The organism is Streptomyces sp. PL-29, assembly GCF_058344425.1.
The window spans coordinates 5,915,006-5,937,571 of the sequence record NZ_CP136996.1; the positions used below are offsets into that span (position 1 = coordinate 5,915,006).

Here is a 22,566-nt window from a genome sequence, read left to right on the forward strand (position 1 = left end):
CACCCGGCCGTTCGACCTCGACGGAGGCTGAATCCCCATGTCCACGACCCTGCTCGCCGGCTTCGCCCGTACTTCCGTGCCGCAGCTCGCGCTGCGTCGCTTCCTCGCTCTCGACGCCGTCGTCACCACCGCCAACGGCCTCGCCTACGCCGCCTTCAGCACGCCGCTGGGACGGCTGCTCGGGGTTGGGCAGGAACTGCTCCTGGTCCTCGGCCTCGTGCTCGTGCTGTACGGCGCCGCGGTCGGATGGCTGGCGTCGCGCAGGCGGCCCCCGGCGCCCGCCGTGAAGGCCGTCGTCGAGGCCAACTACGCCTGGGCCGCACTGAGTCTGCTGGCCCTCGCCTGGTGGTCCTCGCCGACCGTCGCCGGGACCGTCTGGGTCCCGGTGCAGGCCCTGACCGTCGCCGGCTTCGCCGTGCTCCAGCAGCTCGCCCTGCGCTCAGTCGCCGAGTGAGCGCAGGTACTTCACCGTCGCCGGGTCGGCCGGGAGCATCGTCTCGATGGCGAGCTCGGCGACGGTCACGTCCATCGGCGTGTTGAAGGTCGCGATGGACGACACGAAGGACAGCAGGTGGCCGTCGTGCTCGATGACCAATGGGAGCGCGATGGGCGCAACCGGCGCCTCCGGTTCGCCGTCGCCGGGGCGTTCGGCCACCGGATAGGAGCGGACCTCCTCGTACAGCGCGCGCAACGGCTCGGAGCGGACGAGTGCGATCTGGCGCTCCATTTGGGCGAGCAGGTGCCCGCGCCACTGCCTGAGGTTGCGGATCCGCGGGGCCAGTCCCTCGGGGTGCAGGGTGATCCGCATCGCGTTCAGCGGCGGCGTCAGCAGGTGGTCCGGCAGACCGTCCAGCAGCATCATGATGCCCCGGTTGGCGGCGACGACCTCGTACGTGGCGTTCACGACCAGCGCCGGACAGGGCTCGTATCCGGTGAGCAGCCGCTCGATGCCCTCGCGCAGGGTTTCCATCGACGGGTCGTCCAGCGCGGTCTGCGCGAAGCGCGGGGCGTACCCCGCGGCGAGCAGCAGGGAGTTGCGCTCACGCATCGGGACGTCGAGGTGGTCGGCGAGCCGCAGCACCATCTCCTCGCTCGGCCGGGAGCGGCCCGTCTCGATGAAGCTGATGTGCCGGGACGAGGAGTCGGCGCGCCCCGCCAGCTCCAGCTGGCTGAGGCCGCGCCGCACCCGCCAGGTGCGCAGCAGGGCGCCGACCGAGGACGTCGAGGTGGTCATGGCCCCGACGGTAGCCGAGCCCGCAGGGCCGTGGGCCCCGGCGCGATCAGCCGACATCGAAGACGTTGCGCAGGCCGAGGCGGTGGCGCCACAGGTCGTGCCGTTTGGCGGACTCCAACTCCGGCGCCCGGTACAGCGGCCGGACGGTGCACCGCCGCGCGGTCGAACCGTCCCGGTCCAGCAGGCTGTTGACGGCCGCGCGGGCGGAGGCATTGGCGCCCTCCATCGTCGCGAGGTCGATGTCGACCGCGACGTAGTCCCCACTGAGGAAGAAGTTCGGTACCCGGGTACCCGCGCTCGGCCGGTTGCCGAGGGTGCCGACCGGGTGGATCAGCAGTTCGTCCTCGTTGGTGGGGTTCGGGGTGCCGAGCCCGTCCACGCCGGGATCCAGGAACCACGAGTGCAGCTTCGCGTCGGACAGCGGGCTCCTGCCGGTGTCGCCCAGGGAGGCCTTCAGCTGTGCCCACACCTCGCGGGCCACCTCCTCGCGGGTGCACTGCTTGGCCGTCTTCCCGTACAGGATCCCCGGCTTGTCCCACTCCGAGATGTCCACCGACAGGCAGTCGACCGCCGTCCCGTCGCCGTAGTCGGCGGGGAAGTCCCGCGACGGCCAGTGCTCCGCCTGCTGGATCGCCGTCAGCGACCACGGGGAATCGATGCAGTTGAGGTGGCCGTGTACCAGCGGCGCCCGCTCCGTGAGGTAGAACTGGATGCCGGTCATCCAATCGGTCCGGAGCTTGTCGCAGCGCCCCAGCATCGGATCGGCGGCCCGCAACGCCGTGCTCCAGGTGCGCCGCGCGTGCTCGACGGGCAGTGCGCTCACGTAGTGGTCGGCGGTCACGACACGCCGCACGCCGTCCGGGCCCTCGACCGCGACCCCGCTCACCCGGCCGTTGTCGCACCTCACTTCCCGCACCGTCCATCCGATCCTGAACTCCACGCCGAGGGAGCGCAGATGGGCCTCCCACGGGTCGATCCACGCCTCGTTCGTCGGCAGGTTGAGGATCCGGTCGGGCGGGCCGTCCGCCCCGCGGCCCAGCAGGTTGAAGACGAACGCCTCGCCGAGAGTGCCGACGGTGCGGGTGGAGGCATCCTCCGCCTTGGTCGCCACGATGTTGCGGGTGACGCCCACCGCCAGGATGCGCTGGTACTCGTACGACATCCGTGCCGCCCGGGTGAACTCCCACCACGGGGTGTTCTCCCAGACCTCGGTGCGCCGCTCGTCGCAGCTGGTGAGGAAGACCAGCACCCGGTCGACGAAGTACGCCGTCTCGTGCGGCGGCAGCCGGACCGCGGTCTGCAGGAGGCCGGAGAGGGCACGCCGCACCTCCTGCGGCGTGAGGGCGGCGGGGGAGTGGCCCGGCCAGGGGATGGGGCCGCGTAGGTCCTCGCGCCCCCCGGAGCGGGCGAACATCATCTCCGGCGGGGCCACCAGGTTGTCCCAGACGCCGTTCGCGTTGCCGGGGAAGGGGATGCGGCGCATGGTGTCGGGCAGGTTGTGGTAGATGCCCGGGATGAAGCGGAAGCCGTGTTCCGCGGGCAGCGGCCTGCGTCCCCCGCGGGCGCTGCCCGGCACGTCCATGCTGCGGGCCTTGCCGCCGAGCGCCCGGCGCTCGTAGACGGTGACGGCGTAACCGCGCTCGGCGAGTTCGTGCGCCGCGGTCAGGCCCGCCACCCCGCCGCCGAGGACGGCCACCTGCCGGCCGCCCGGCAAGGGCGCCGCCGCCGGGGCGGCCACCGGAGCCGCCGCGGCCGGCACGGCCTGGGCCGACAGGGCCGCGCCGGCCGCGCCCGCGATGAACCTGCGCCTGGAACTCCCGGTGCCGACCATGTCGCACGCCCCTTCGTTACCGCCGGTAACATTCGCGTCCGGCGCAGGATCTTAGGCGGCGCACGCCAGGGGTGGAAGGCGCAGAAGTACCCGAGCGCACTATGGCGCGAAAGGTTCGATCCGGGGTGCACTGTGGGAACCTTGACTACACGTCATGGAAAAAGGAGCCGGGTGCATGCCGAGTGAACCGCTGTCGCAGAAGGAGATCGAGGACCGGCTGAGGGAACTCCCCGGCTGGGCCTTCGAGAACGACCGGATCATCCGAACCTACCGACTGGGCACGCACTTCGCGGCGAGCGCCTTGGTCGCCCACATCGCCTCCGTGCAGGAGGAGTTGAACCACCACTCCGACCTGACGCTCGGATACAACACCGTGCGGCTCTCCGTGAACAGCCACGACGCCGGAGGCGTGGTGACCGAGACCGACTTCGCCCTCGCCGAGCGCGTCGAGTCCCTCGCCCCGGCCCACGGCGCGAGCTGATGACCACGCGCACACCAGCTGCGAAACCCCTGCTCGACTACGACGCCGAGGCCGAGTTCTACGACGCCTCCCGCGGCGGCACCCCCCGAGCGGCGGCTGCCGCGGCGGCCGTCCTCAGTCTGCTCCCGGCCGACGCGGGCACCCTCCTCGACCTCGGCTGTGGCACGGGCATCGTCACCACCCGCCTCACGCGCCCCGGACTGCGCGTCCTGGGCGCTGACGCCTCCCGCGGCATGGCCGCCGCCGCGCTGCGCCGCGGTGTCCCCGTGGCCCTCGCCGACGCCGTCCGGCTTCCCGTGCGCTCGGGCGCGCTGGACGCGGTGAGCGCCGTGTGGCTGCTGCACCTGCTGCGGGAACCCGGGCTGGTGCCCGCGGTGATCGCCGAGGCGGCCAGGGTGCTGCGGCCCGGTGGGGTCCTCGTCGCCACCGTGGACAAGGACTCCGCCCACGACGTCGGCAGCGACATCGACGCCGTGTTCGCCGCACACCTGACCCCGACCCCCTCGGACGCCTCCGGCGAGGTCGAGGCCCACGCGGCCCGTGCGGGGCTGCGCCCCGGCGGTGAGGCCCGCTTCACCGGCCACGGCCAGGGCCGCACCCCGCGCGGCTCCGCGCAGGCCCTGCTCGCGGGGCGGTACGCGTCACGCATCGTGCCGCGCGGCATCACCGCCGCGGAGCTGGCGGCCCGGCTGGAGCTGCTGCCCGACCAGGACACCCCGCGCCCGGAGCCGACGTACCGCCTGCGGAGCTTCGTACGGATCTGACGGCCCGGCCGGGCCGTCGCTCACGCCGGCTCCAGCCGCCACCACTGTGAGGGGGAGTCGGTGTCCTCGCCCTGCCGGACCCGGCCCTCGGCGTCCGCCTCCAGCGGCAGGCCGCTGATGCAGGCGATCAAGGACACCACCCCGGGGGCGTCCAGGTGCTCCTCGACGATCCACTCCTGCGCGCCGAAGGCATTGGCCCGCCACACCTGCACGCGGGCGCCGCTCTCCGTCGACGCGTTCGCCACGTCCAGGCGCCGTTCGTTGTCCGCGCTCACCACGTGGAAGATCCCGCCGCCGCTGTGCACGGGCGCGATCAGCCACCGGCGGGCGGCCGCCGGAGCGGGCGGCCCGTCCGGGCCGACCCGCACCCGTGAGGCGCCCTCCAGTTGGAGCACCAGTCCGCTGTCCGCGTTGCGGATCCGATAGGTCCCCTCGGGAAGGTTCACCAGGGCGCCCTCACACGTCGAATTCGGCCGGGTCCGGGCCGATCCGGCGGCCCGCCGCGCCCGCCCCCAGGGCGTCCAGCGCGGCCATCTCGGCCGCGTCCAGCTCGAAGCCGAAGACGTCCAGGTTCTCCCGGATGCGGGCGGGGGTCACGGACTTCGGGATCACGACGTTCCCGTGCTGAAGGTGCCAGCGCAGCACCACCTGCGCGGCGCTGCGGCCGTGCGCCTCGGCGATCGCGGTGACGGCCGGCAGCGCGAGGAGCTCCTTGCCCTGGCCGAGTGGGGACCAGGCCTCGGTGACGATCCCGCGCGCCGCGTGCTCGGCGCGCAGTGCTGCCTGCGGGTGCAGCGGGTGCAGCTCGACCTGGTTGACGGCCGGCACCAGGTCGCTCTCGGCGGCGATCCGGTCCAGGTCCTGCGGGCGGAAGTTCGACACGCCGACCGCAGCGGCCCGGCCGCTCGCGGCGATCTCCTCGAAGGCCTTCCAGATGGCGACGAAGTCGTCGCGCATCGGGCGCGGCCAGTGGATCAGGTACAGGTCGACGTGGTCGAGGCCCAGCCTGGCGAGGGAGTCGTCGAAGGCGCGCAGCACCGCGTCGCGGTCCCACGTCTGCTTCGGGCCGTTCCACAGCTTCGTGGTGACGAACAGTTCCGCGCGAGGCAGCCCGGAAGCGGCGACGGCCCGGCCCGTGCCCTGCTCGTTGCCGTAGACGGCGGCCGTGTCGATGCTGCGGTAGCCGGCCTCCAGTGCGGTCCCCACGGCGCGCTCCGCCTCCGCGTCCGGCACCTGCCAGACACCGAAGCCGAGCTGGGGCATGGAGGTGCCGTTGTTGAGCTTGATGGCCGGGACCTGGTTCACGTCGGGTCGTTCCCTCGCGTCGGCGCGTTGGTGCGCGGTGGTACAGCGTCGTACGAGGGGCGACAACCGGCCCCTCGTACGACGTATTCCCGCCACCAGGGCCATGTCGCTCAGGGCGCCCCGATGTACCCCTCCCGTACCAGCGGGTCCGTCCGTACCCCGGCCGCCGCACCACGGCCGCGCTCCGCTCGGGGCCTGCGGTTCACGTTCGGTAGAGCGCGTCGACCTCCTTCTCGTACGCCTTCTCGATCGCCCGCCGCTTGAGCTTGAGCGAAGGGGTCAACAGCCCCCGCTCCTCGGTGAACTGCTCGGCGAGAACCCTGAAGGTGCGGATCGCCTCCGCCTGCGAGACCAGGGTGTTGGCGGCCACCACCGCCCGGCGCACCTCCGCCGCCAGCTCAGGGTCGCTCACCAGGTCCGCGGCCGGCATCTGCGGTCTGCCGCGCATCGACAGCCAGTGCGCTATCCCCTCCATGTCCAAGGTGAGCAGCGCCGCGATGTACGGCCGGTCGTTGCCGACCAGCACGCACTGCGCCACCAGCGGATGCGAGCGGACCCGTTCCTCCAGTGCCGCCGGAGCGACGCTCTTGCCGTTGGACGTCACCAGGATGTCCTTCTTGCGGCCGGTGATGGTCAGGTAGCCGTCCTCGTCCAGCCGTCCCAGGTCCCCGGTCGCCAGCCAGCCGCCCCGCAGCACCTCATCCGTCGCACGCGGGTCGCCCAGGTAGCCGGAGAAGACATGCCCGCCGTGCAGCCAGACCTCCCCGTCGTCCGCGATGTACACCGTGCTGCCCGGGATCGGCCGGCCGACCGTCCCGTACTTCGTCGCCTCCGGTGGGTTCGCCGTGGCGGCCGCGCAGGACTCGGTCAGCCCGTACCCCTCGAACACCCTGATCCCGGCGCCGTCGAAGAACAGCCCGAGGCGGCGCGACATCGCCGACCCGCCCGACATCGCGTACCGCACCCGTCCGCCCATCCCCTCGCGGACCTTCGCGTAGACGAGCTTTTCGAAGAGCCGGTGCTCCATGCGCAGCGCGGCCGAGGGGCCCGGCCCGGTGCCGAATGCTTTCCGTTCGCGCGCTTCCGCGTACCGTACGGCCGTCTCCACGGCCCGGTCGAAGGGCCCCGTGCGCCCCTCCGCCTCCGCCGTGCGGCGGGCTGCCGCGAAGACCTTCTCGAAGACGTACGGGACGCCGAGCACGAACGTCGGCCGGAACGCCGCGAGGTCCGGCATCAGCTCGGCCGCCGCCAGCACCGGCTGGTGCCCGAGCTTGACCCGCGCCCGGACGGCCGCCACCTCCACCATCCGCCCGAAGACATGGGCCAGCGGCAGGAAGAGCAGGGTCGACGGCGGTTCGCCCTGCCTGCCCCGGAACACCGACTCCCAACGGGCCACCAGGGTGTCGGTCTCGTACGCGAAGTTCGCGTGCGTGAGCACACATCCCTTGGGGCGGCCGGTGGTTCCCGAGGTGTAGATCACGGTGGCCGTCGCGTCGGGCGTCACCGCGCCGCGGTGGCGGTGCACGACGTCCTCGGCGACCGAGCGGCCGTCGGCGACGAGCGCGTCCACCGCCCCGGCATCCAGCTGCCACAGCCGCCTGAGGTGGGGGAGCCGGTCGATGACCGACCCCACCGTCATGGCCTGGTCCTCGTTCTCCACCACACAGGCCGTGCAGTCGGTGTCGTGGAGGATCCAGCGCACCTGCTCGGTGGAGGACGTCGGGTAGACGGGGACGGGCTGGGCACCGATCGCCCACAGGGCGAAGTCGAAGAGCGTGAACTCGTAGCGGGTCCGGGACATGAGCGCCACCCGGTCCCCGAAACGCACCCCCTGGGCCAGCAGCCCCCTGGCGAGCGCCAGCACCTCGGCGGCCAGCTCGCCGGAGGTCACGTCCCGCCAGATTCCCTCGGTCTTCCGGCCCATGACCACCCGGTCGGGCTCCTCCCGGGCGTGCTGGAAGACGATGTCGGCCAGCCCGCCGACGGGCGTGCTCGTGACGATCGGTGGGACGGTGATCTCGCGCAAGGCCCCGCTCCTCTCCGCGCGCCGCGGTGAACGTACCTCAGCGTCAAGGGGGGTTGATCGGCGTTCGGATACCTCCACAAGACCTCCCCAGCGATCACGCTGTTCACGCCGCTGACGTGCGGATCGCAGCGCGCGGGCGGATCGGTGCGCGCCCGCCCGCCGCTGCGGCCCGCCGGCGCGGGTCAGTCGGTGCGGGTGAGTCGGTGCGGGTCAACCGGTGCGGGTGAGCCGGTCCGCGCCCGCGAGGACCGCCGCAGCCAGCGCCTCGGCCGCGGGTGACGCGCGCGGCCCGCGCAGCAGCGCGAACTCCACCGGCCCGAGCTCGGGCAGCCCGCCGACCCGCACCAGACCCGGCGGGATCAGTCCCCGCGTGTGTGCCATCACGCCCAGCCCGGCCCGGGCCGCCGCGACCAGACCGCTCAGGCTGCCGCTCGTACACGCGATCCGCCACGCCCGGCCGTCCCGTTCGAGTACCTCCAGGGCGCGCGCCCGGGTGATGCCCGGCGGCGGGAACACGATCAGCGGAACCGGCCGCTCGGGATCCACCCGCAGCCCCTTCGCACCGATCCACACCATCCGGTCCCGCCAGACCAGGCGGCCCCGCTCGTCCCCCGGGCCCCGCCGCTTCGCGAGCACCAGGTCCAGGCGCCCCGCGTCCAGCCGTTCGTGCAACGTGCCCGACAGCTCCACCGACAGCTCCAGGTCCACCTCGGGGTGCTCGTGCCGGAACCGCTCCAGGATCTCCGGAAGCCGCGACAGCACGAAGTCCTCCGAGGCCCCGAACCGCAGGCGCCCCCGCAGTCGCGTTCCCGTGAAGAAGGCCGCCGCCCGCTCGTGCGCCTCCAGGATCGTCCGGGCGAACCCGAGCATCGCCTCCCCGTCCTCCGTCAGCACGACGCTGTGCGTGTCGCGAAGGAACAACGGCCGCCCGGTCGCCTCCTCCAGCCGCCGCACGTGCTGGCTGACCGTGGACTGCCGTACGCCGAGCCGCCCCGCGGCCTGGGTGAAGCTCAGCGTTTGGGCCACCGTGAGGAACGTCCGCAGCTGGATCGGGTCGTACATTCCCCCAGCGTATGCCGGCTCATCGCGATCCGTGATGACAGTGAGAACGGTGTACGGGTTTCCTGATCACCGGCGGGGCCCGACCATGAAGGGGCACCGTGAAGGGACGCGGAGCACCCCGGTCCCGCCCGCCCCGACAGCAAGTGAGCACCCGCGCATGCGCCGCCCGCACCTCCCCGCCCGGATCCCCCTGGACCCGTACGTCCTGGCCCTGCTCGCCACCGTCGGCCTCGCCGCCCTGCTCCCCGCCCGCGGCGCGGCCGCCACGGCTGCCGACGCCGCCGCCACCGCCGCCGTCGCCCTCCTCTTCTTCCTCTACGGCGCCCGGCTCTCCACCCGTGAGGCACTTGAGGGGCTGCGGCACTGGCGGCTCCATCTCACGGTGCTGGCCTGCACCTTCCTGCTGTTCCCCGTCCTCGGCCTGGCCCTGCGCGCGCTCACCCCGGGCCTGCTGCCGCCGGCCCTCCAGAGCGGCCTGCTCTTCCTCTGCCTGGTCCCCTCGACCGTCCAGTCCTCCATCGCCTTCACCTCGATCGCCCGCGGCAACGTCCCCGCCGCGATCTGCGCCGGCTCCTTCTCCAGCCTGGCCGGCATCGTGCTGACCCCGCTGCTCGCCGCCGCCCTGCTCGGCGGTCGCACGGGCGGCTTCTCTCCCGACTCCCTCCTCAAGATCACCCTTCAGCTCCTGCTGCCCTTCCTGCTGGGACAGGCCCTGCGCCGCTGGGTCGGCGGCTTCCTCACCCGCCACAGGAAGGCGCTGGGATACGCCGACCGCGGTTCGATCCTGCTCGTCGTCTACGCCGCCTTCAGCGCGGGCGTGGCGGCCGGCGTCTGGCAGCAGGTGAGCCCCCTGCGCCTGGGCGTGCTGATGCTCCTGGAGGCTGTACTGCTCACGGTCATGCTGCTGGCCACCTGGTACGGCGCGGCACGTCTCGGCTTCGGCCGCGAGGACCGCATCGCCGTCCAGTTCGCCGGGTCGAAGAAGAGCCTGGCCGCCGGACTGCCCATGGCCAGCGTGCTGTTCGGGGCTCAGGCCGGCCTCGCCGTGCTCCCGCTGATGCTCTTCCACCAGATGCAGTTGATGGTCTGCGCGGTCCTCGCCCGGCGCCGCGCCCAGGATCCGCGGCCCGCGCTCCCCGCCGACCATGTGGCGGAGGTCTCGCGCGCGGCTTGACCGGCAAGATCCCCGGCCCGGTAACGTGCGGTGGTGACCTGGATACGCCCGCTCGGCGCACATGCCGAACGCCCCTGCACCCTGGTGGTCTGCCGCGGTTGCTGCTGCGGCGACCCCAGCAAGAATCCCGGCTCCGACCACGCCGGCCAGCTCGCCCGGCTGCGCGAGGCCGCGGCGGCCTCCGAGGGCCGCCTGGCCGTCCGTACGAGCGACTGCCTCGGACCGTGCGCCCAGGCCAACGTCATCGTGGTCCAGCCCACCACCGAAGCCCGCCGCCGCGGCGCCCGCGCGGTGTGGTTCGGCTGGGCCCTCGACGACACCGCCACCGACGAGATCATCGCCTGGGCCGAATCCGGAGGCCCCGGCTCCACCCCGCTCCCGGCCACCCTCGACCTCCACCGCATCGACCCGCCGGCCCCGAAACCCGCCGCCTCCGCCCGTCGCGCCCGCCGGACGCGCTGACGGCGCCGCGAGAGCGATCCGGACCCGGAGCGGACGACCGCGGGGCCCCGCCCGGGGCGACGGACGCGGCGGCAGGGAGGCCGTCGCGGCGCGCGGCTACAGGGTGATCCGCTCCTCGCCCGCGTAGATGTTCATGTCCGGGCCCCGCAGGAAGCCGACCAGGGTCGTGCCCGACTCCAGCGCCAGGTCCACCGCCAGCGAGGACGGCGCGGAAACCGCGGCCAGTACCGGGATCCCCGCCATCACGGCCTTCTGCGCGAGCTCGAAGGAGGCCCGGCCCGACACCAGCAGGACCGCCCCCGCCAGCGGGAGCCGTCCCGCCTGGAGCGCCCGGCCGACGATCTTGTCCACCGCGTTGTGCCGCCCCACGTCCTCGCGCAGGTCGAGCAGTTCGCCCTGCGCCGTGAACAGCCCCGCCGCGTGCAGGCCGCCGGTACGGTCGAAGACCTTCTGGGCTGCGCGGAGCCGGTCCGGGAGCCCGGTGAGGACCTCTGCGGGCACCCGTACCGGATCGGCGGCGACCGCCGGAAAACGGCTCGCCGTCCGCACCGCGTCCAGGCTGGCCTTCCCGCACAGTCCGCACGACGAGGTGGTGTAGACGTTCCGCTCCAGCGTGATGTCCGGCACCGGGACACCTGCGGCCAGTTGCACGTTGACCACGTTGTAGGTGTTCGACCCGTCCTGCGCCGCCCCCTCGCAGTAGGTGACAGCCTGGACGTCGGAGGCCGCGCCGAGCACCCCCTCGCTCACCAGGAAACCCACCGCCAGCGCGAAGTCGTCCCCCGGGGTGCGCATCGTGATGGCCAGCGGCCTGCCGTTGAGTCGTATCTCCAGTGGCTCCTCTGCCACCAGCGTGTCCGGGCGGACACCCGAACTGCCGTTCCGGATCCGTACGACGCGACGGCGTTCGGTGACCCGTCCCATGGTGATCAGCCCGCCCCTTCTGTTCCTCGCCGATGCCCGACGTACTCATTCTCGCGGTTCCGGATCCGACCTGGTCCCGGGCAGGGAGCTCCTCGGGAAGCTCCAAAATCAGGGGCCGGAATCCTGTCGGGTCACACGCACACGTACCCATCAGTAGCAGGCAAAGCTGGGTGATCCTGACTTGCCTACGAGGGGGGACCCCGCCCATGACCGGTTCACGCGTGGTGGCGCTAGGGCACTACCAGCCCGCGAAGGTGCTCACCAACGAGGACCTCGCGGCCATGGTCGACACCACCGACGAGTGGATCCGCTCCCGCGTCGGCATCCGCACGCGCCACGTCGCGGGCCCGGACGAGCCGGTCGACGAGCTCGCCTACCACGCGGCCGGCAAGGCGCTCGCGGGAGCGGGCCTGACCCCGGACGACATCGACCTCGTGCTGGTCGCCACCTCCACGGCGATCGACCGCTCGCCCAACACGGCCGCACGCGTCGCTGCCAAGCTGGGCATGGGTGCGAGCCCCGCCGTCATGGACATCAACGTCGTCTGCTCGGGCTTCACCCACGCCCTGGCCACCGCGGACCATGCCGTGCGGGCCGGTTCCGCCACCCGCGCCCTGGTCATCGGCGCCGACAAGATGACCGAGATCACCGACTGGGCCGACCGCACCACCTGCGTTCTCACCGGTGACGGAGCGGGCGCGGCCGTCGTCGAGGCCTGCGAGCAGCCGGGCATCAGCCCGGTGCTGTGGGGTTCCGTCCCCGAGATGGGCAACGCGGTCCGCATCGAGGGCTCGCCGCCGGTCTTCGCCCAGGAGGGCCAGTCCGTCTACCGCTGGACCACCAGCCAGCTCCCGCCGCTCGCCCGCAAGGTGTGCGAGAAGGCCGGAGTGGCCCCCGAGGAACTGGCAGCGGTCGTCCTCCACCAGGCGAACCTGCGCATCATCGAGCCGCTCGCCGCCAAGATCGGAGCGGTCAACGCCGTCGTCGCCCGCGACGTCGTCGAATCCGGCAATACCTCGGCGGCCAGCATCCCCATGGCCCTGTCGAAGCTGGTCCAGCGCGGCGAGATCCCCTCCGGTGCCCCGGTGCTCCTCTTCGGGTTCGGCGGCAACCTCTCCTACGCCGGCCAGGTCATCAGCTGCCCGTGAAGCCCTCGGCGGCCGCCCCGCGGGCCGCTCCGAGCCCCGTCGCCGCACGCAAGCCGGGGTTCCCGGCGGGTTCGTGAGCGCCGGGAAGGCGCCGCCCGCGACACCGGGGGGCAGGAACGGCGAACCCACCCCGACGCCGGCCGCGGCGAGCGGCGCCGCGGCCGGCGTCGAGGACGCCAGGCAGGCGGTCGAGGACGAGCGCGACGGCACGAATCCCGCGCACCGGGGCGGAGCGATCCCATGGGCGGCATCGGCAGCATGCGCCGGACGGTCCGTCCGGCGACCGCCGCGAGACGCTCCGTCCCGCACGCCCCTCCCGGGCATGCCCGCAGGTCAGCCCGGCGTGGCGGACCGCGGCCGCCCCGATAAGTGGTCGGAGTCCCGCCGATCCTTTGCTATTGTTGTCCCTGTCGCCGCGGGAAACCGGGGCCGACCACCGGTCCGGGTGGCGGAATGGCAGACGCGCTAGCTTGAGGTGCTAGTGCCCTTTATCGGGCGTGGGGGTTCAAGTCCCCCCTCGGACACCAGCAGGAACCCCAGTTCACCTGGGGTTTTTCTGTTTCTCCGACTGTGGCGTGACCAACCACGTGACCAACAGCCGAGCGAACTTCCTGGTCAGACCAGGGATGACAGGCCGATACGGCTGGCGCTCGAAGCGGCCAGCTTCTTCGCCCCCTCGGCGCGACGCATGCCGTACCGCGCCATGGTGTAGCCCGGCGAGTGGTGCCGGGCATTGGCTGAGACATCTACCGGGTTCTCGTGGGCGTCCAGATCGTTTGTGATCTTCGATGCCCGCCAGTCGTGCAGCCGGAAGTTCTCCGGCAGATGCAGACGGTTGCGTGCCGTCCGCCAGCGGGCCGACACCTTCTCGGGGTCCTGCGGTCCGCCTGCCTCGCCCCGGTACAGCTTGAAGCCGTCACGGGCGAACACGAGGTCATGGTCCAACCAGAGATCCCCGAGCCGTTCCCGCTCCGCGTCCTGGCGTTCCTTCTGCCACTTCAGGACGTTCATCAGGGCTTGGTCCACGTAGATGATCGCGTTGTCGTCTCCGTCCTTGGTCAGCTTCCGAAGCCGGTAGGTGTTGCCCTCTTCGACCACGACCGTGCTGGTAGATGGCGACGAGAAGCCGGTGCAGTGTGTGCGCTTCCCTCTTGTCGACGTGGAACAAGCCTCCGTGCCGCCCGGCGCACGCTCACGGGCGCTGACTGACGCACTCGCGGACACCGTGCTCTCCCTGGGTCCCATCAGCATCAGGCGCTGACAGGCCGTGAAACCGTGGTGCGATCTCGGCCGAGATACAGGATCCCGCTCGGCTCCAGTGGTTCGAGCATCACTACGGCGCCCGCAAGAAGCCACGGCTGAGGCGGGAAACGCTGGAGCAGGTAGAGGGCTGCACAGAGGCATTGCGGAGTACAACCCGAACGGGGCAGGTGCCATCGTGTTCGCGGTGCTCGCCGTCAGTGCCGAGGTGGAGCGAGAGGGCATCCGAGAGAAGACGTTGGAGGGGTTGGAGGCTGCGGCCCGTAAGGGCAACGTCGGTGGTCGTCCGTCCGTTGTGGATGACGACAAGCTCGCCGTAGCCCGTGCCCGGCACGCCAAGGGAGACAGCGTCACAGCCATCGCCAAGGCCCTGGGAATCGGTCGTGCCACGTTGTACCGGCACCTCGGAGAGAGCGCCTGAGACAGGCGCACACGGACGCGGACAGGCCCCCGGCATCACGTCGGGGGCCGCTGTCATGCGCGGACCTGTCAGCCGCTGACCTCGGAGCGGAGCGGGACTGGCGGCCGAACGCCCGTGAGTGACTCCGCCCGAGCGAGTAGGCGCGGAGCCAGGTCCGGATACCAGCCACGGGCTACGGCTTGCAGCATCTCCGCCAGGGCCGCAAGCTCCCCGACTCGGCCGGCTGGGGTGTCCAGAACCGAAGCGAACTCCAGCCGGATGCGGTCCGCCACATCGGGAACGAGCAGGCTGTTCGTGTGAAGAAGACCCGCGTCGTAGCCGTAGGGCACCAGGCCCCACCGCTCCCAGTCCAGCAGGGTCAGAGGCGTGGTCGTGAGGTTGCCCCAGTGCAGGTCACCATGACCGGTCACCCGCTCCACCTTGGTCGGGGCGGGGATGCCGAGGAACTGGGGGAAGGCGCGTTCGATCCACCCGTCCCGGACAGTGACCTTCACTCCCTCCGCCCCAGCGAGCAGGGTCAGGGCTCGGCACAGGTCGGCCCACCACTCGGCAGGCAAGCCGGGGTCGCGGTCCAGGTCGGCCCGCTCCGGGGACACGACGGGGTGCGTCACGTAGTCGAGGACTTCGGCCTCGAAGGCCCACTCCCCGTCAGTCCAGTCGTGGACGTCGTACAGGCGCGGGCGCGGGACCGCATCAGGCACCAGCAGGGAAGCCCCCACGATGCCCTCTCCCTGCTTCCTGCCCGCGTTTCTCCTGGCCGTCCGGCCTACCCGGAGCCAGTGCTCCCCCGCCTGCCGACCGAGGGTCACACCTTGGAACCCCCAGGCCAGCGAACCGGTACACGTCAGACCCAGAGCCTTCGCCGCCCTGTCGTGGGCAGCCTCCATCAGGGTCTGTACGTCCTCACTCGGCGGCGAGTTCATCGGTCACCCTCCTCAGTTCCTCAGCCGTCAGGGGCGCAGCCAGAGCCTTCGCCGCATCGTCCCAGTGTTCACGGGTGCTCGCGGACGTAAGGACGACATCGAGACCGGGGCACGAGCCAGCAGCCAGCAGGGCAGCGGCTGCGGCCGACAGACCGGGGCGGATGAAGTTCACCAGCTCGGGTGTCATGGCATCCAAGAGTTCGCCGCCGTGCAGGGGTGCAGAGCCGAACGTGATCAACCCCGCGTCCTTCGCCTGCATCAGCGATCCGCCGCCGTCCAGTGCCTGTCTGATCAGGTCGTCCATGATCAGGCTGACGGGCATCTGCAACCCCGTGAAGTGGGGCTCGGCGGAACCCGCCGCCTGCCGGGCAAGCGCGTGCAGCTCGGGAACGGTGAACGCCCCGCTTACCAGGCCCGACCAGGTGGCGACGCCGTACCCGCCGATCCTGCCCGCTTGGGCGAACTCTTCCAGCGCCGTGAAGGCTTCCCGTACACGCCAGTGCAGAGCGGCACGGTCGAGGCCGTGCCCGTGGCGCTCCGGGTTGTGCACGAAGACCAGGTCCGCGCGGCCGAGCGCGGCCAACGAGCGCTCCGTCTGCCAGCGGATGAAGGCCCGCTCCAGACTGTGCCTGCTGGCTGCCTCCTCCTGAGTGAGCACGCCTTCGGCCAGAGCGGCACGGCCCTGTTCCGCCGTAAAGAACCCTGCCTTCGTGGCTACCCGCACAGTCGGGTACTCCCCGAGAACCGGGCGCAGCTCCTCGTGTGCCCGACCGTGGGCGTAGCTGGGTGCGGTGTCCACCCACGGGCTACCGGCCGCCAGGGCGGTGCGCGCCGCCAGACCGACGGCACGCACGCGGTACGTCCCCAGGGAGAGGACGGCGGTCACAACCCCGTCCCCACGACTGCGAGCGCCTGGCCCTCGATCAGAGCCCAGGCCAGTTCGGCCACGTCCTTAACCTCCAGCCCGGCGGAGTCCGCCAGGGCTCCGAGCGTGGTCGGCTGACCGGTCAGCAGCGTGCCGAGAACCGGCGCGGCGGACTCGGCGAAGTCCCAGGCGGTACCGGCCGCCGAGAACGTCACCGTGCCATGGGTGGGGTTCGCCGCCAGGCGGCTCCTCGGGGCGGTCAACTTGACCGTGATCTCTGCCCGCGCGGGGAGCCCGTCCACGTACGGGAGGGAGGGGATCGCGTGGCCCAGGTCGGTCGTGTCGGTGGACTCCGCCCACCGCTCGATCAAGCGGGGGTCCGCCATCGTGTTCAGCATCTCACGACGTACGGCGTCGATGAACTCCGACTGCTCAGGCAGAGAGGCAAACCGCGGGATGTCCCTGCGCAGAGCGAGGGACGCCCGGAGTTGGTCGACCACCCAGAGCATGAGGTCTGCCCCCGTGTGCGGGACCATGCCGAACGTGAGGTGAAGGGACTCCGTCCCCTGGTCAGCGGTGACCGCGTGCCACCAGCCACGCGGCAGGTAGAGCACGTCACCGGGGGACAGAACGATGTCCGCCACCGGGTCGCCCTCCGGCTCCTCCGGGGACTCCACGTCCCGGAAGGTAGGGGCCTCACGGGTGGACCCGTACAGGCGCCACCGCTTCGAGCCGTGCAACTGGACCACCACCACATCGTGGTCGTCCCAGTGCCGGCCGAAGCCCTCCCGCTCAGTCCACGAGGCGTACACGTTGGCCTGCACGGAAGTCCCGAGGAAGCGTTCCAGCCCCTCAGCCGTCACCCCCACAGCAGGGTGGATCTTCTCCACCGCGTCGAGGACCAGCGACGCACCCTCTCTGAGCTGGGTGTGCAGCTCGTCCGGCTGGATGCGGGACCAGGTGACCGCGCGGCGGTTCGTGGTCGGGATCGCGTAGCGGTGGAGCGGGACCATCTCGCCGTCGGCCGACAGGCGCAGCCGGGGCGGCTCCAGTCGCTGCGAAGCAATGATCCGATTCAGGTCGTCCCAGGAGAACAGGTCACTCGCCATGTCGGCGGTACCGGGGAAGTGGGCGTAGGAGCGGTGGTACGTCTGGGCGAGGAACGCGTCCCCGCCCAGACGCCCCGCCCACGAGGCTGCATCAAGCACCGTGGGCGCTCCCGTCAGTCGTTGCCGTCGGAACGGCCACTGCTGACGTCCGACTCCTGCTCGGCGCGGGTGCGCGCGGCGACGATCTTCCGCTTCGCGACGAGCAGGCCACCCCCCTCGGGCGCCACCGATCCGGTGTTCTCTTCCACCATCGGTCTTACCTCTCCACTCGGAAACACCCGCCGGGAGTCCGGCGGGAGGAACGGGAGGCAGCAGCCTTCGAGGCGGCTACCGCGTCGCAAGGGCTCCGGCGAAGAACACCGCCACACCGCCGAAGATCACGGCCAGGTAGAGCACCCCTGCGTACCGGCCGAACCGGCGCAGAACCCAGTTGCCTAAGCCCGACATCACGTCGTGCTCGGCTCGATCGTGGCCTGACGCAGCGAACTGGCGGACGGCGAGCTGTTATCCGTGCACCGACCGCAGAGGCATGGCGGATACCGGCCGGGGTCGGAGAGGATGACGAACGGGTCGCCCGCCTTCACGCTGGTGCCCTGTTCCCAGGTGCGGCCGGAGTCACGCGATACCCGAAGCGTCATGAGAACGCGAGGCTCGACGCCAAGATCCGGAGTCCGTCCGGACCCTTGGTAACCGTCTGACGTCTCGTTCTGTGCTGCCATGTCCGCGCCCTTCCGCAGGTTCACCACCGTGCCCGTTTGCGACAACCCCAAGGAAACCGGAGGGAGTCCAAGCGCTCCACGGCATCCGTGCGGCAGGCTTGACGCAGATCCGTGCACGGCGAGCAGCGGGGCTCAGATCAGGGGAAGGAACCGTCATGGGACTGGCGGAACGACGTAAAGCCCTGGGCTACAGTCAGGAGAAATTGGCTCAGTTACTCGGGGTAGACCGAACAACGGTCGGACGCTGGGAGAGCGGCAGGATCGACCCCCAGCCACCTCAGCGACGGGGCTTGGCCAACGCCCTCGAAGTCACCCTCATCGAGCTTGACGCCCTCCTGACGCAGCCAACAGCCGCCAGCCAGGAAGCCACAGGGCACCAGTCCAGTGACCACCCAGGCGCGGGAGACCCCGACGACATGATCCGCCGCGAATTCCTCCGCATCCTCACAGTCAGCGGAGCCCTCACCGCCTTGCCGCTGGATGAGGCCGAGGCTCTCACGGAGGGGGTGCGCCGGGGCGCACCATCCGGCTTCCTGCGGATGAACAGCCACCTGTGGCAGGTGTACCAACTGGCCCGTTCCAAGGGTTCTGTCTACCCCGTCGTCCGTGACCAGCTCGCGACGCTGAACGAAGCTCTGGCAGCAGGCAACCGGGGTAACTCCCGCCCGCTCCTGCACGCAGCGGCTGACCTCTTCCAGTTGGCCGGGGAGGTCGCCTTCGACGCCAACCGGTACACGGACGCCGCAGCGTCCTACGCCCTGGCCGCCTCCGTCAGCAAGGACGCCGGAGCCTTCGACCTGTGGGCTTGCGCCCTCGTACGGCACGCCTACGTGGACATGTCGGATCAACGATACCGCCAGGCCACGCAGCTCCTGTCACTGGCCGAGAGGCTGGCCGGACGGGGAGACAGCACCCTCGCCACGCGGTGCTGGGTCGCCGCAGTTCAGGCCGAGGCACGCGCCGGCATGGGAGACCTGAACGGGTGCGAGCGTGCGCTCGACCAGGCGGAGAAGGTCACGGAGCTGACCGAGGACAGCGTCAACGGTGGATGGCTGCGCTTCGATGGCAGCCGCCTGGCCGAGGAACGGGGCGCACGCTACGTCCAGCTTGGACGCCTCGATCTGGCGGAGGAGACCCTGAAGGGTGCGCTTCAACAGACCGAGCTTGCGTCCGGCCAGTCCTACCGACGCAGAGGCTCGGTACTGACCGATCTCGCCGCCATCGGCGCCAAGCGGCGAGACCCCGAACAAGTCGTCGCGTACGGACGGGAGGCCGTCCAGTTGGCCCAAGCATCATCGTCCGGATACGTCGCCCGTAGACTCCAAGCCCTGTGCGATGAGTTCGGCCCCCTGAGCAAGGACCACCGCGTAGCGGAGTTGGGGGCGGAGATCGCCACGCTGAGCACGCCGTGACGAGAGGGGTTGGCATGTCGCAGGTCGAAGGCGCACGAGTGTTCCGGGAAGCCTGGATCGATGGGGTTCGCCGTCACTTCCCGGGGGAGCCCAAGGCCGGGTACGTCACCCCCTGGGAGGACACGCCGCAGTGGGAGCGCGACGCCGCAGGCGCCGTCTACGAGCAGGTCCGCCAGTTCATCGAGCTCAGTGACGGCCACACGGCCAAGCTGTCCCGGGAGCAGAAGGGCCGGTTCGTCGCGACGTGCTGGACAGCGCAGATGTTCAAGCACTTCGAGGACCCCAAGCCGGGGTACGTCGCCGATTGGCCCGACCTCCCGGCATGGCAGCAGGAGACGGACGCCGACATCTTCGAGGTCATCGAAAAGTCCTGATCAGACCCAGAGCCGGAGGGTTGGTCACGTGACCAACGCATGACCAACAGGGGCCCGAGAAGGACTGATTCAGCAGGAAAGACAAGGAGAAACGCCCGCCGGAATCAAGCCTGCCGACGGGCGTTTCCCCAGGTCAGATGGGTTGGGGGCTGGTGCCCGAGTGGAGAGTTCAAGTCCCCCCTCGGACACCAGCAGGAACCCCAGTTCACCTGGGGTTTTTTGCGTTTCCGGGCGGCGGTGCGGCCGGCCGGGTGAGGTGCCGGCTCATGTACCCAGAACCACCAGGCCCGTCGGGCGGATCAGGCTGCCCGGGGTCACCGACGTGAAGGTGTGGGGGAGGGACAGGCACGGGGCGGAGCCGTCCGGGGCGGCCTCGAAGAGGTAGGCGGCCGCCGCCGTGGTGTCACTGACCAGGTGCGGGCCCCGCGCCGCCGCCGCGGCCTCGGCGAGCGGGGTACGAAAGAGCAGCCGCAGGTGGCGCAGGGTCTCCGGGGTGACGGGCGCCCGCATCGGCCGCGTGTCGCGTCGGCCGGCCGCGGGGCCCGGTTCGACGTCGGGGGAGGCCGCGGCGTCCGGGGGGATCGCACCGGTCAGGAGCAGGGCGAGGAGGACCGGTACGGCCTTGCGCCGCAGCGCTTCGGTGGCCGGGCGCAGCCGGTGGGCGTGCGCCGCGGGCAGCGACAGCGCGAGGCTTCCCGCGGCTCCCCCCGTGGCGATGGGTACGGCCGAGCAGACGACCCCCGGCGCGTACTCAAGCAGGTCGAAGACCGGCGCGCCCGGAGCCACCGCGTCGAGCGCCGTGAACAGCGCCCGGCTGTCGGTGATGGTCTGCGGAGTGAGCCGGGCGGGCCGGTGCCGGGCCACGTGGTCGGCGCGGCGGTCGTGGTCGAGTTGCGTCAGCAGGCACTTGCCGACCGCGCTGGCGTGCGCGGCGTCCCGGAAGTCGACCCACTCGCGTACCGGCGGCGTCGCCGGTCCGGCCGCCATCTGCGTGATGTGCACCTCGCCCGCCGCGTACCGGCTGAGGTACACCGCGGCGCCCGCGCTGTCCCGGGCCAGGGCCAGGGTGCGCTGGAGCTGCCCGGCCAGGCCGTGGCCGTCGGGGGCGGCGAGCCGGTCCAGGGCCGGGCCGCGCCCGTACACCCCCACCCCCGGCCGGTCCGCGTACTCCTCCTCGCACAGCATCGCCAGGACCGGGCGCAGTTCCGCCTCCGCGAGGCCCGACTCCCGTGCCAGTTGGCCGAACTGCACCCCGAGCGGACGGCGCTCCAGGACGCGTACGACGGCCAGCGCGCGCCGGGCCTCCGCGAGTGCCTCGGTGGTGCCGCCCTGGACGACGGTCCTGCGGGCCGCAGCCGTCAGCGCGGGGTGGCGCAGCGGCCCGGCGGCCGGCCGGGCCGCCGCCACCGGTGCGGCGACCGTGACGGGCGGCGGGAGGAACGCACTCAGCACCCCCGACAGCCCGGCCCTCGGCAGTGGCACCGGCCCGAGGTCGGGGTCCTCCAACTGGTAGACGTAGCGCAGGACGGCGGCCTGCGCGCACAGCCGGATCTCGCGCAGGTCCCGCCGGCCGCCCGGTCGGAAGCCGCGGCGGCCCAGCTCGCGCGCCCAGTGCCGGGCGTCGTGGTGCTCCCCGCGCCGGGAATGGTCGAGGAAGAGGCAGTAGGCGGCCGCGGCGGCCCGCGCGCTGCCGGAGGCCGCGGCGAACTGCCACCAGAAACGGGCGCCTTCGCGCATTCCGGCGAGGTACAGCAGGCAGCCGAAGACGAAGGCGCCGGCCAGGTCGGTGCGTGTGCCGCCGAAGGAGTCCAGGTGCGCGCCGGCGTCCGGGGCGCACACGGAGTCCAGGCAGATCGCCTTGAGGTCGCGCCGGGCCCGCTCGGCGTCGAGCGGGCGGTCCCGGACCGGGTCGCTCCAGCCGTGGGCCGACCGGCGCCGGGCACGGTGCGGGACGGCCGGGTGGGGTGTGGCGCGCAGCAGCCGGGCCTCGGCCGCGCCGAGGTCGTAGTGGCGATAGCGGTCGCGGACGCCCGCCCGGGCGAGGAACTCGGCCAGCGAGCGGGGCGCCGGGTCGCCGTCCGGCCGGTCCCGGCGCCTCATGGCTCGGCCGATTCGGTCGGTTCCGCCGGGTCGGCGGAGACGTCGAGCAGCCGGGCGAGGCGGCGGTGGGCCTGGCCGAGGTGGGAGCGGACCGTGGCCTCGTCGACGCCCATCACGGAGGCCGCCTCACCGGGGGTGCACTGGAGGCCGTAGCGCAGGAGTACGGCGTCGCGCTGGCGCTCGGCGAGCCGGGAGACGGCGGAGTAGAAGCGGATGGTGTCGGTCAGCACCTCGTACTGGTCGGCGTGCGCCTCCTTCAGAGCCGCCTCGAAGGCGCTGATGTCCATCGGCTCCGGCTCCTGCTGCCGGGGGCGGGGCAGGTGCTGGCGGTCGACCAGGCAGTGCTTGAGGACGGTCCACGCGTAGGCGTCCAGGCGGTCCATGTGGAGCATCCGGAGCCAGTCGCCCATGATCGAGTCGAAGGTGGCGTCCACCGCCGCCTCGGCCGCCTCGTCCGAGCCCAGCTGAAGGTACGCGAAGCGCATGTACGCGGGGCGCCGGTTGGCGTGGAAGGCCCAGTACGACAGGCGGGCCGTCGGGTCCCACTGGCTCATGGGCGTCGGCCGCCGACGCCGGCTCGGCAGTCCCACCGCCCCACCGGGCTCCTCCGGTCCGCCATCGCTCACCGCTTCACCTCATCCCCTGGTGCGCAGAACAGGAAAGCAGCACGGGCGCACTCGGGGGGCGCGGAGAAGAAACCTGGGAAGCAATGCGTCGCAGATGATCGAACCGTGATCGTTGTCGATCGCACGAGGCTCCAGCCAGCACGAATGCATATGCCGCCTGCCGGTGCCGCCGTATCACCGATCGGTCCTCCGGTCAGGCGCGCCACCGTCCCGCTGTACCATGGGCCCGATCGCGAGGGCCGTGACGGAGAGGTCACAGTCCTCGCTTTTGCTTTGCGTCCACCCGGAAAACGCGGCGCGTGGCGTTTCGGCGGTTCGATACGATGACCGCACTCACAGTCCGTGA

The 22,566-nt window shown here is 71.7% G+C and carries 22 protein-coding genes, 1 tRNA gene and 1 pseudogene; 10 read left to right on the top strand and 14 right to left on the bottom strand.

From position 1 onward, the window contains the following. Nucleotides 1-37 precede the first annotated feature (37 nt). On the top strand, nt 38-454 hold the full coding sequence (locus R4Z63_RS27090; RefSeq protein WP_384446782.1) for a hypothetical protein: 417 nt from the start codon (nt 38-40) through the stop codon (nt 452-454). Here the strand turns inward: R4Z63_RS27090 and R4Z63_RS27095 are convergent. Both R4Z63_RS27095 and R4Z63_RS27100 read right to left on the bottom strand, forming a co-directional pair. Beyond that, nucleotides 440-1,234 carry a helix-turn-helix domain-containing protein gene (locus R4Z63_RS27095; RefSeq protein WP_384446780.1) on the bottom strand — a complete coding sequence of 265 codons (795 nt, stop codon included), beginning with the start codon at nt 1,232-1,234 and terminating at the stop codon, nt 440-442. The two genes, R4Z63_RS27090 and R4Z63_RS27095, sit on opposite strands and share 15 nt — an antisense overlap. A gap of 46 nt (nt 1,235-1,280) precedes the next feature. After that, nucleotides 1,281-3,065, bottom strand: coding sequence for a hydroxysqualene dehydroxylase (locus tag R4Z63_RS27100; RefSeq protein WP_384446778.1), 1,785 nt, complete (start codon nt 3,063-3,065; stop codon nt 1,281-1,283). Nucleotides 3,066-3,240: 175 nt separating this feature from the next. On the opposite strand from R4Z63_RS27100, the gene R4Z63_RS27105 reads away from it, so the two are divergent. Both R4Z63_RS27105 and R4Z63_RS27110 read left to right on the top strand, forming a co-directional pair. Then, nucleotides 3,241-3,546, top strand: a complete 306-nt coding sequence (locus R4Z63_RS27105) for a 4a-hydroxytetrahydrobiopterin dehydratase (protein WP_037915884.1) — start codon at nt 3,241-3,243, stop codon at nt 3,544-3,546. A gap of 29 nt (nt 3,547-3,575) precedes the next feature. Beyond that, nucleotides 3,576-4,310: a methyltransferase domain-containing protein gene (locus R4Z63_RS27110; protein ID WP_384446884.1), complete on the top strand. Its 735-nt coding sequence runs from the start codon at nt 3,576-3,578 to the stop codon at nt 4,308-4,310. Nucleotides 4,311-4,330: 20 nt separating this feature from the next. Here R4Z63_RS27110 and R4Z63_RS27115 read toward each other — a convergent pair whose 3' ends face one another. From R4Z63_RS27115 to R4Z63_RS27130, 4 genes are all read right to left on the bottom strand, one after another. Further along, the gene (locus R4Z63_RS27115) at nt 4,331-4,756 is read right to left on the bottom strand and encodes an RICIN domain-containing protein (protein ID WP_384446776.1); all 426 of its coding nucleotides are present in this window, start codon (nt 4,754-4,756) and stop codon (nt 4,331-4,333) included. Nucleotides 4,757-4,766: 10 nt separating this feature from the next. Next, nucleotides 4,767-5,615 (bottom strand): aldo/keto reductase, encoded by an 849-nt coding sequence (locus tag R4Z63_RS27120; RefSeq protein ID WP_037915887.1) that lies wholly within the window; start codon nt 5,613-5,615, stop codon nt 4,767-4,769. 202 nt (nt 5,616-5,817) lie between these two features. After that, a complete protein-coding gene (locus R4Z63_RS27125) occupies nt 5,818-7,641 on the bottom strand; it encodes an AMP-dependent synthetase/ligase (RefSeq protein WP_384446773.1) in 1,824 nt (607 codons plus the stop codon). Nucleotides 7,642-7,851: 210 nt separating this feature from the next. Next, nucleotides 7,852-8,703 carry a LysR substrate-binding domain-containing protein gene (locus R4Z63_RS27130; RefSeq protein ID WP_037915890.1) on the bottom strand — a complete coding sequence of 284 codons (852 nt, stop codon included), beginning with the start codon at nt 8,701-8,703 and terminating at the stop codon, nt 7,852-7,854. Between the two features lie 157 nt (nt 8,704-8,860). Here R4Z63_RS27130 and R4Z63_RS27135 point away from each other — a divergent pair, with 157 nt between their 5' ends. Then, nucleotides 8,861-9,877: a bile acid:sodium symporter family protein gene (locus R4Z63_RS27135; RefSeq protein WP_384446771.1), complete on the top strand. Its 1,017-nt coding sequence runs from the start codon at nt 8,861-8,863 to the stop codon at nt 9,875-9,877. A gap of 33 nt (nt 9,878-9,910) precedes the next feature. Next, nucleotides 9,911-10,339, top strand: coding sequence for a hypothetical protein (locus R4Z63_RS27140; RefSeq protein ID WP_106967524.1), 429 nt, complete (start codon nt 9,911-9,913; stop codon nt 10,337-10,339). 96 nt (nt 10,340-10,435) lie between these two features. Here R4Z63_RS27140 and fdhD read toward each other — a convergent pair whose 3' ends face one another. Then, entirely contained in the window at nt 10,436-11,263 is an 828-nt protein-coding gene (gene fdhD, locus R4Z63_RS27145) for a formate dehydrogenase accessory sulfurtransferase FdhD (protein ID WP_037915895.1), read from the bottom strand. 206 nt (nt 11,264-11,469) lie between these two features. On the opposite strand from fdhD, the gene R4Z63_RS27150 reads away from it, so the two are divergent. Then, a complete protein-coding gene (locus R4Z63_RS27150) occupies nt 11,470-12,411 on the top strand; it encodes a beta-ketoacyl-ACP synthase III (RefSeq protein WP_384446768.1) in 942 nt (313 codons plus the stop codon). A 439-nt stretch (nt 12,412-12,850) separates the two neighbouring features. After that, nucleotides 12,851-12,938: transfer RNA gene (locus R4Z63_RS27155), tRNA-Leu, on the top strand. A gap of 88 nt (nt 12,939-13,026) precedes the next feature. Here R4Z63_RS27155 and R4Z63_RS27160 read toward each other — a convergent pair. After that, nucleotides 13,027-13,509: a site-specific integrase gene (locus tag R4Z63_RS27160; RefSeq protein WP_384446766.1), complete on the bottom strand. Its 483-nt coding sequence runs from the start codon at nt 13,507-13,509 to the stop codon at nt 13,027-13,029. A 220-nt stretch (nt 13,510-13,729) separates the two neighbouring features. Between R4Z63_RS27160 and R4Z63_RS27165 the strand changes: the two genes are divergently transcribed. Further along, complete coding sequence (locus R4Z63_RS27165; RefSeq protein ID WP_384827094.1) at nt 13,730-14,092, top strand: recombinase family protein; 363 nt, start codon at nt 13,730-13,732, stop codon at nt 14,090-14,092. A 68-nt stretch (nt 14,093-14,160) separates the two neighbouring features. Here R4Z63_RS27165 and R4Z63_RS27170 read toward each other — a convergent pair whose 3' ends face one another. From R4Z63_RS27170 to R4Z63_RS27185, 4 genes are all read right to left on the bottom strand, one after another. Further along, nucleotides 14,161-14,811 (bottom strand): hypothetical protein, encoded by a 651-nt coding sequence (locus tag R4Z63_RS27170; RefSeq protein ID WP_384446762.1) that lies wholly within the window; start codon nt 14,809-14,811, stop codon nt 14,161-14,163. 184 nt (nt 14,812-14,995) lie between these two features. Then, complete coding sequence (locus R4Z63_RS27175; RefSeq protein ID WP_384446760.1) at nt 14,996-15,901, bottom strand: aldo/keto reductase; 906 nt, start codon at nt 15,899-15,901, stop codon at nt 14,996-14,998. Next, a complete protein-coding gene (locus R4Z63_RS27180; protein ID WP_384446758.1) occupies nt 15,898-17,088 on the bottom strand; it encodes a cupin domain-containing protein in 1,191 nt (396 codons plus the stop codon). The genes R4Z63_RS27175 and R4Z63_RS27180 overlap by 4 nt, the downstream gene beginning before the upstream one ends. 14 nt (nt 17,089-17,102) lie before the next feature. Then, on the bottom strand, nt 17,103-17,240 hold the full coding sequence (locus R4Z63_RS27185) for a hypothetical protein (protein ID WP_169435287.1): 138 nt from the start codon (nt 17,238-17,240) through the stop codon (nt 17,103-17,105). 575 nt (nt 17,241-17,815) lie between these two features. On the opposite strand from R4Z63_RS27185, the gene R4Z63_RS27190 reads away from it, so the two are divergent. Together R4Z63_RS27190 and R4Z63_RS27195 are read left to right on the top strand one after the other, a co-directional pair. Beyond that, nucleotides 17,816-19,120: a helix-turn-helix transcriptional regulator gene (locus tag R4Z63_RS27190; protein WP_491522639.1), complete on the top strand. Its 1,305-nt coding sequence runs from the start codon at nt 17,816-17,818 to the stop codon at nt 19,118-19,120. Between the two features lie 14 nt (nt 19,121-19,134). Continuing rightward, a complete protein-coding gene (locus R4Z63_RS27195) occupies nt 19,135-19,494 on the top strand; it encodes a hypothetical protein (RefSeq protein ID WP_384446754.1) in 360 nt (119 codons plus the stop codon). A 591-nt stretch (nt 19,495-20,085) separates the two neighbouring features. On the opposite strand, the pseudogene R4Z63_RS27200 reads toward R4Z63_RS27195, so the two are convergent. Both R4Z63_RS27200 and R4Z63_RS27205 read right to left on the bottom strand, forming a co-directional pair. Further along, a pseudogene (locus R4Z63_RS27200) lies at nt 20,086-20,784 on the bottom strand (IclR family transcriptional regulator domain-containing protein); the annotation flags it as partial. 806 nt (nt 20,785-21,590) lie between these two features. Next, the gene (locus R4Z63_RS27205; protein WP_384446751.1) at nt 21,591-22,220 is read right to left on the bottom strand and encodes a sigma factor-like helix-turn-helix DNA-binding protein; all 630 of its coding nucleotides are present in this window, start codon (nt 22,218-22,220) and stop codon (nt 21,591-21,593) included. Between the last annotated feature and the right edge of the window lie 346 nt (nt 22,221-22,566).

Excerpts from the sequence above, each read along its gene's own strand:
- R4Z63_RS27185 (WP_169435287.1), bottom strand. The coding sequence starts at position 17,240 with ATGGTGGAAGAGAACACCGGATCGGTGGCGCCCGAGGGGGGTGGCCTG.
- R4Z63_RS27090 (WP_384446782.1), top strand. The coding sequence starts at position 38 with ATGTCCACGACCCTGCTCGCCGGCTTCGCCCGTACTTCCGTGCCGCAG.
- R4Z63_RS27135 (WP_384446771.1), top strand. The coding sequence starts at position 8,861 with ATGCGCCGCCCGCACCTCCCCGCCCGGATCCCCCTGGACCCGTACGTC.
- R4Z63_RS27105 (WP_037915884.1), top strand. The coding sequence starts at position 3,241 with ATGCCGAGTGAACCGCTGTCGCAGAAGGAGATCGAGGACCGGCTGAGG.
- R4Z63_RS27095 (WP_384446780.1), bottom strand. The coding sequence starts at position 1,234 with ATGACCACCTCGACGTCCTCGGTCGGCGCCCTGCTGCGCACCTGGCGG.
- R4Z63_RS27150 (WP_384446768.1), top strand. The coding sequence starts at position 11,470 with ATGACCGGTTCACGCGTGGTGGCGCTAGGGCACTACCAGCCCGCGAAG.
- R4Z63_RS27100 (WP_384446778.1), bottom strand. The coding sequence starts at position 3,065 with ATGGTCGGCACCGGGAGTTCCAGGCGCAGGTTCATCGCGGGCGCGGCC.
- R4Z63_RS27195 (WP_384446754.1), top strand. The coding sequence starts at position 19,135 with ATGTCGCAGGTCGAAGGCGCACGAGTGTTCCGGGAAGCCTGGATCGAT.
- fdhD (WP_037915895.1), bottom strand. The coding sequence starts at position 11,263 with ATGGGACGGGTCACCGAACGCCGTCGCGTCGTACGGATCCGGAACGGC.
- R4Z63_RS27130 (WP_037915890.1), bottom strand. The coding sequence starts at position 8,703 with ATGTACGACCCGATCCAGCTGCGGACGTTCCTCACGGTGGCCCAAACG.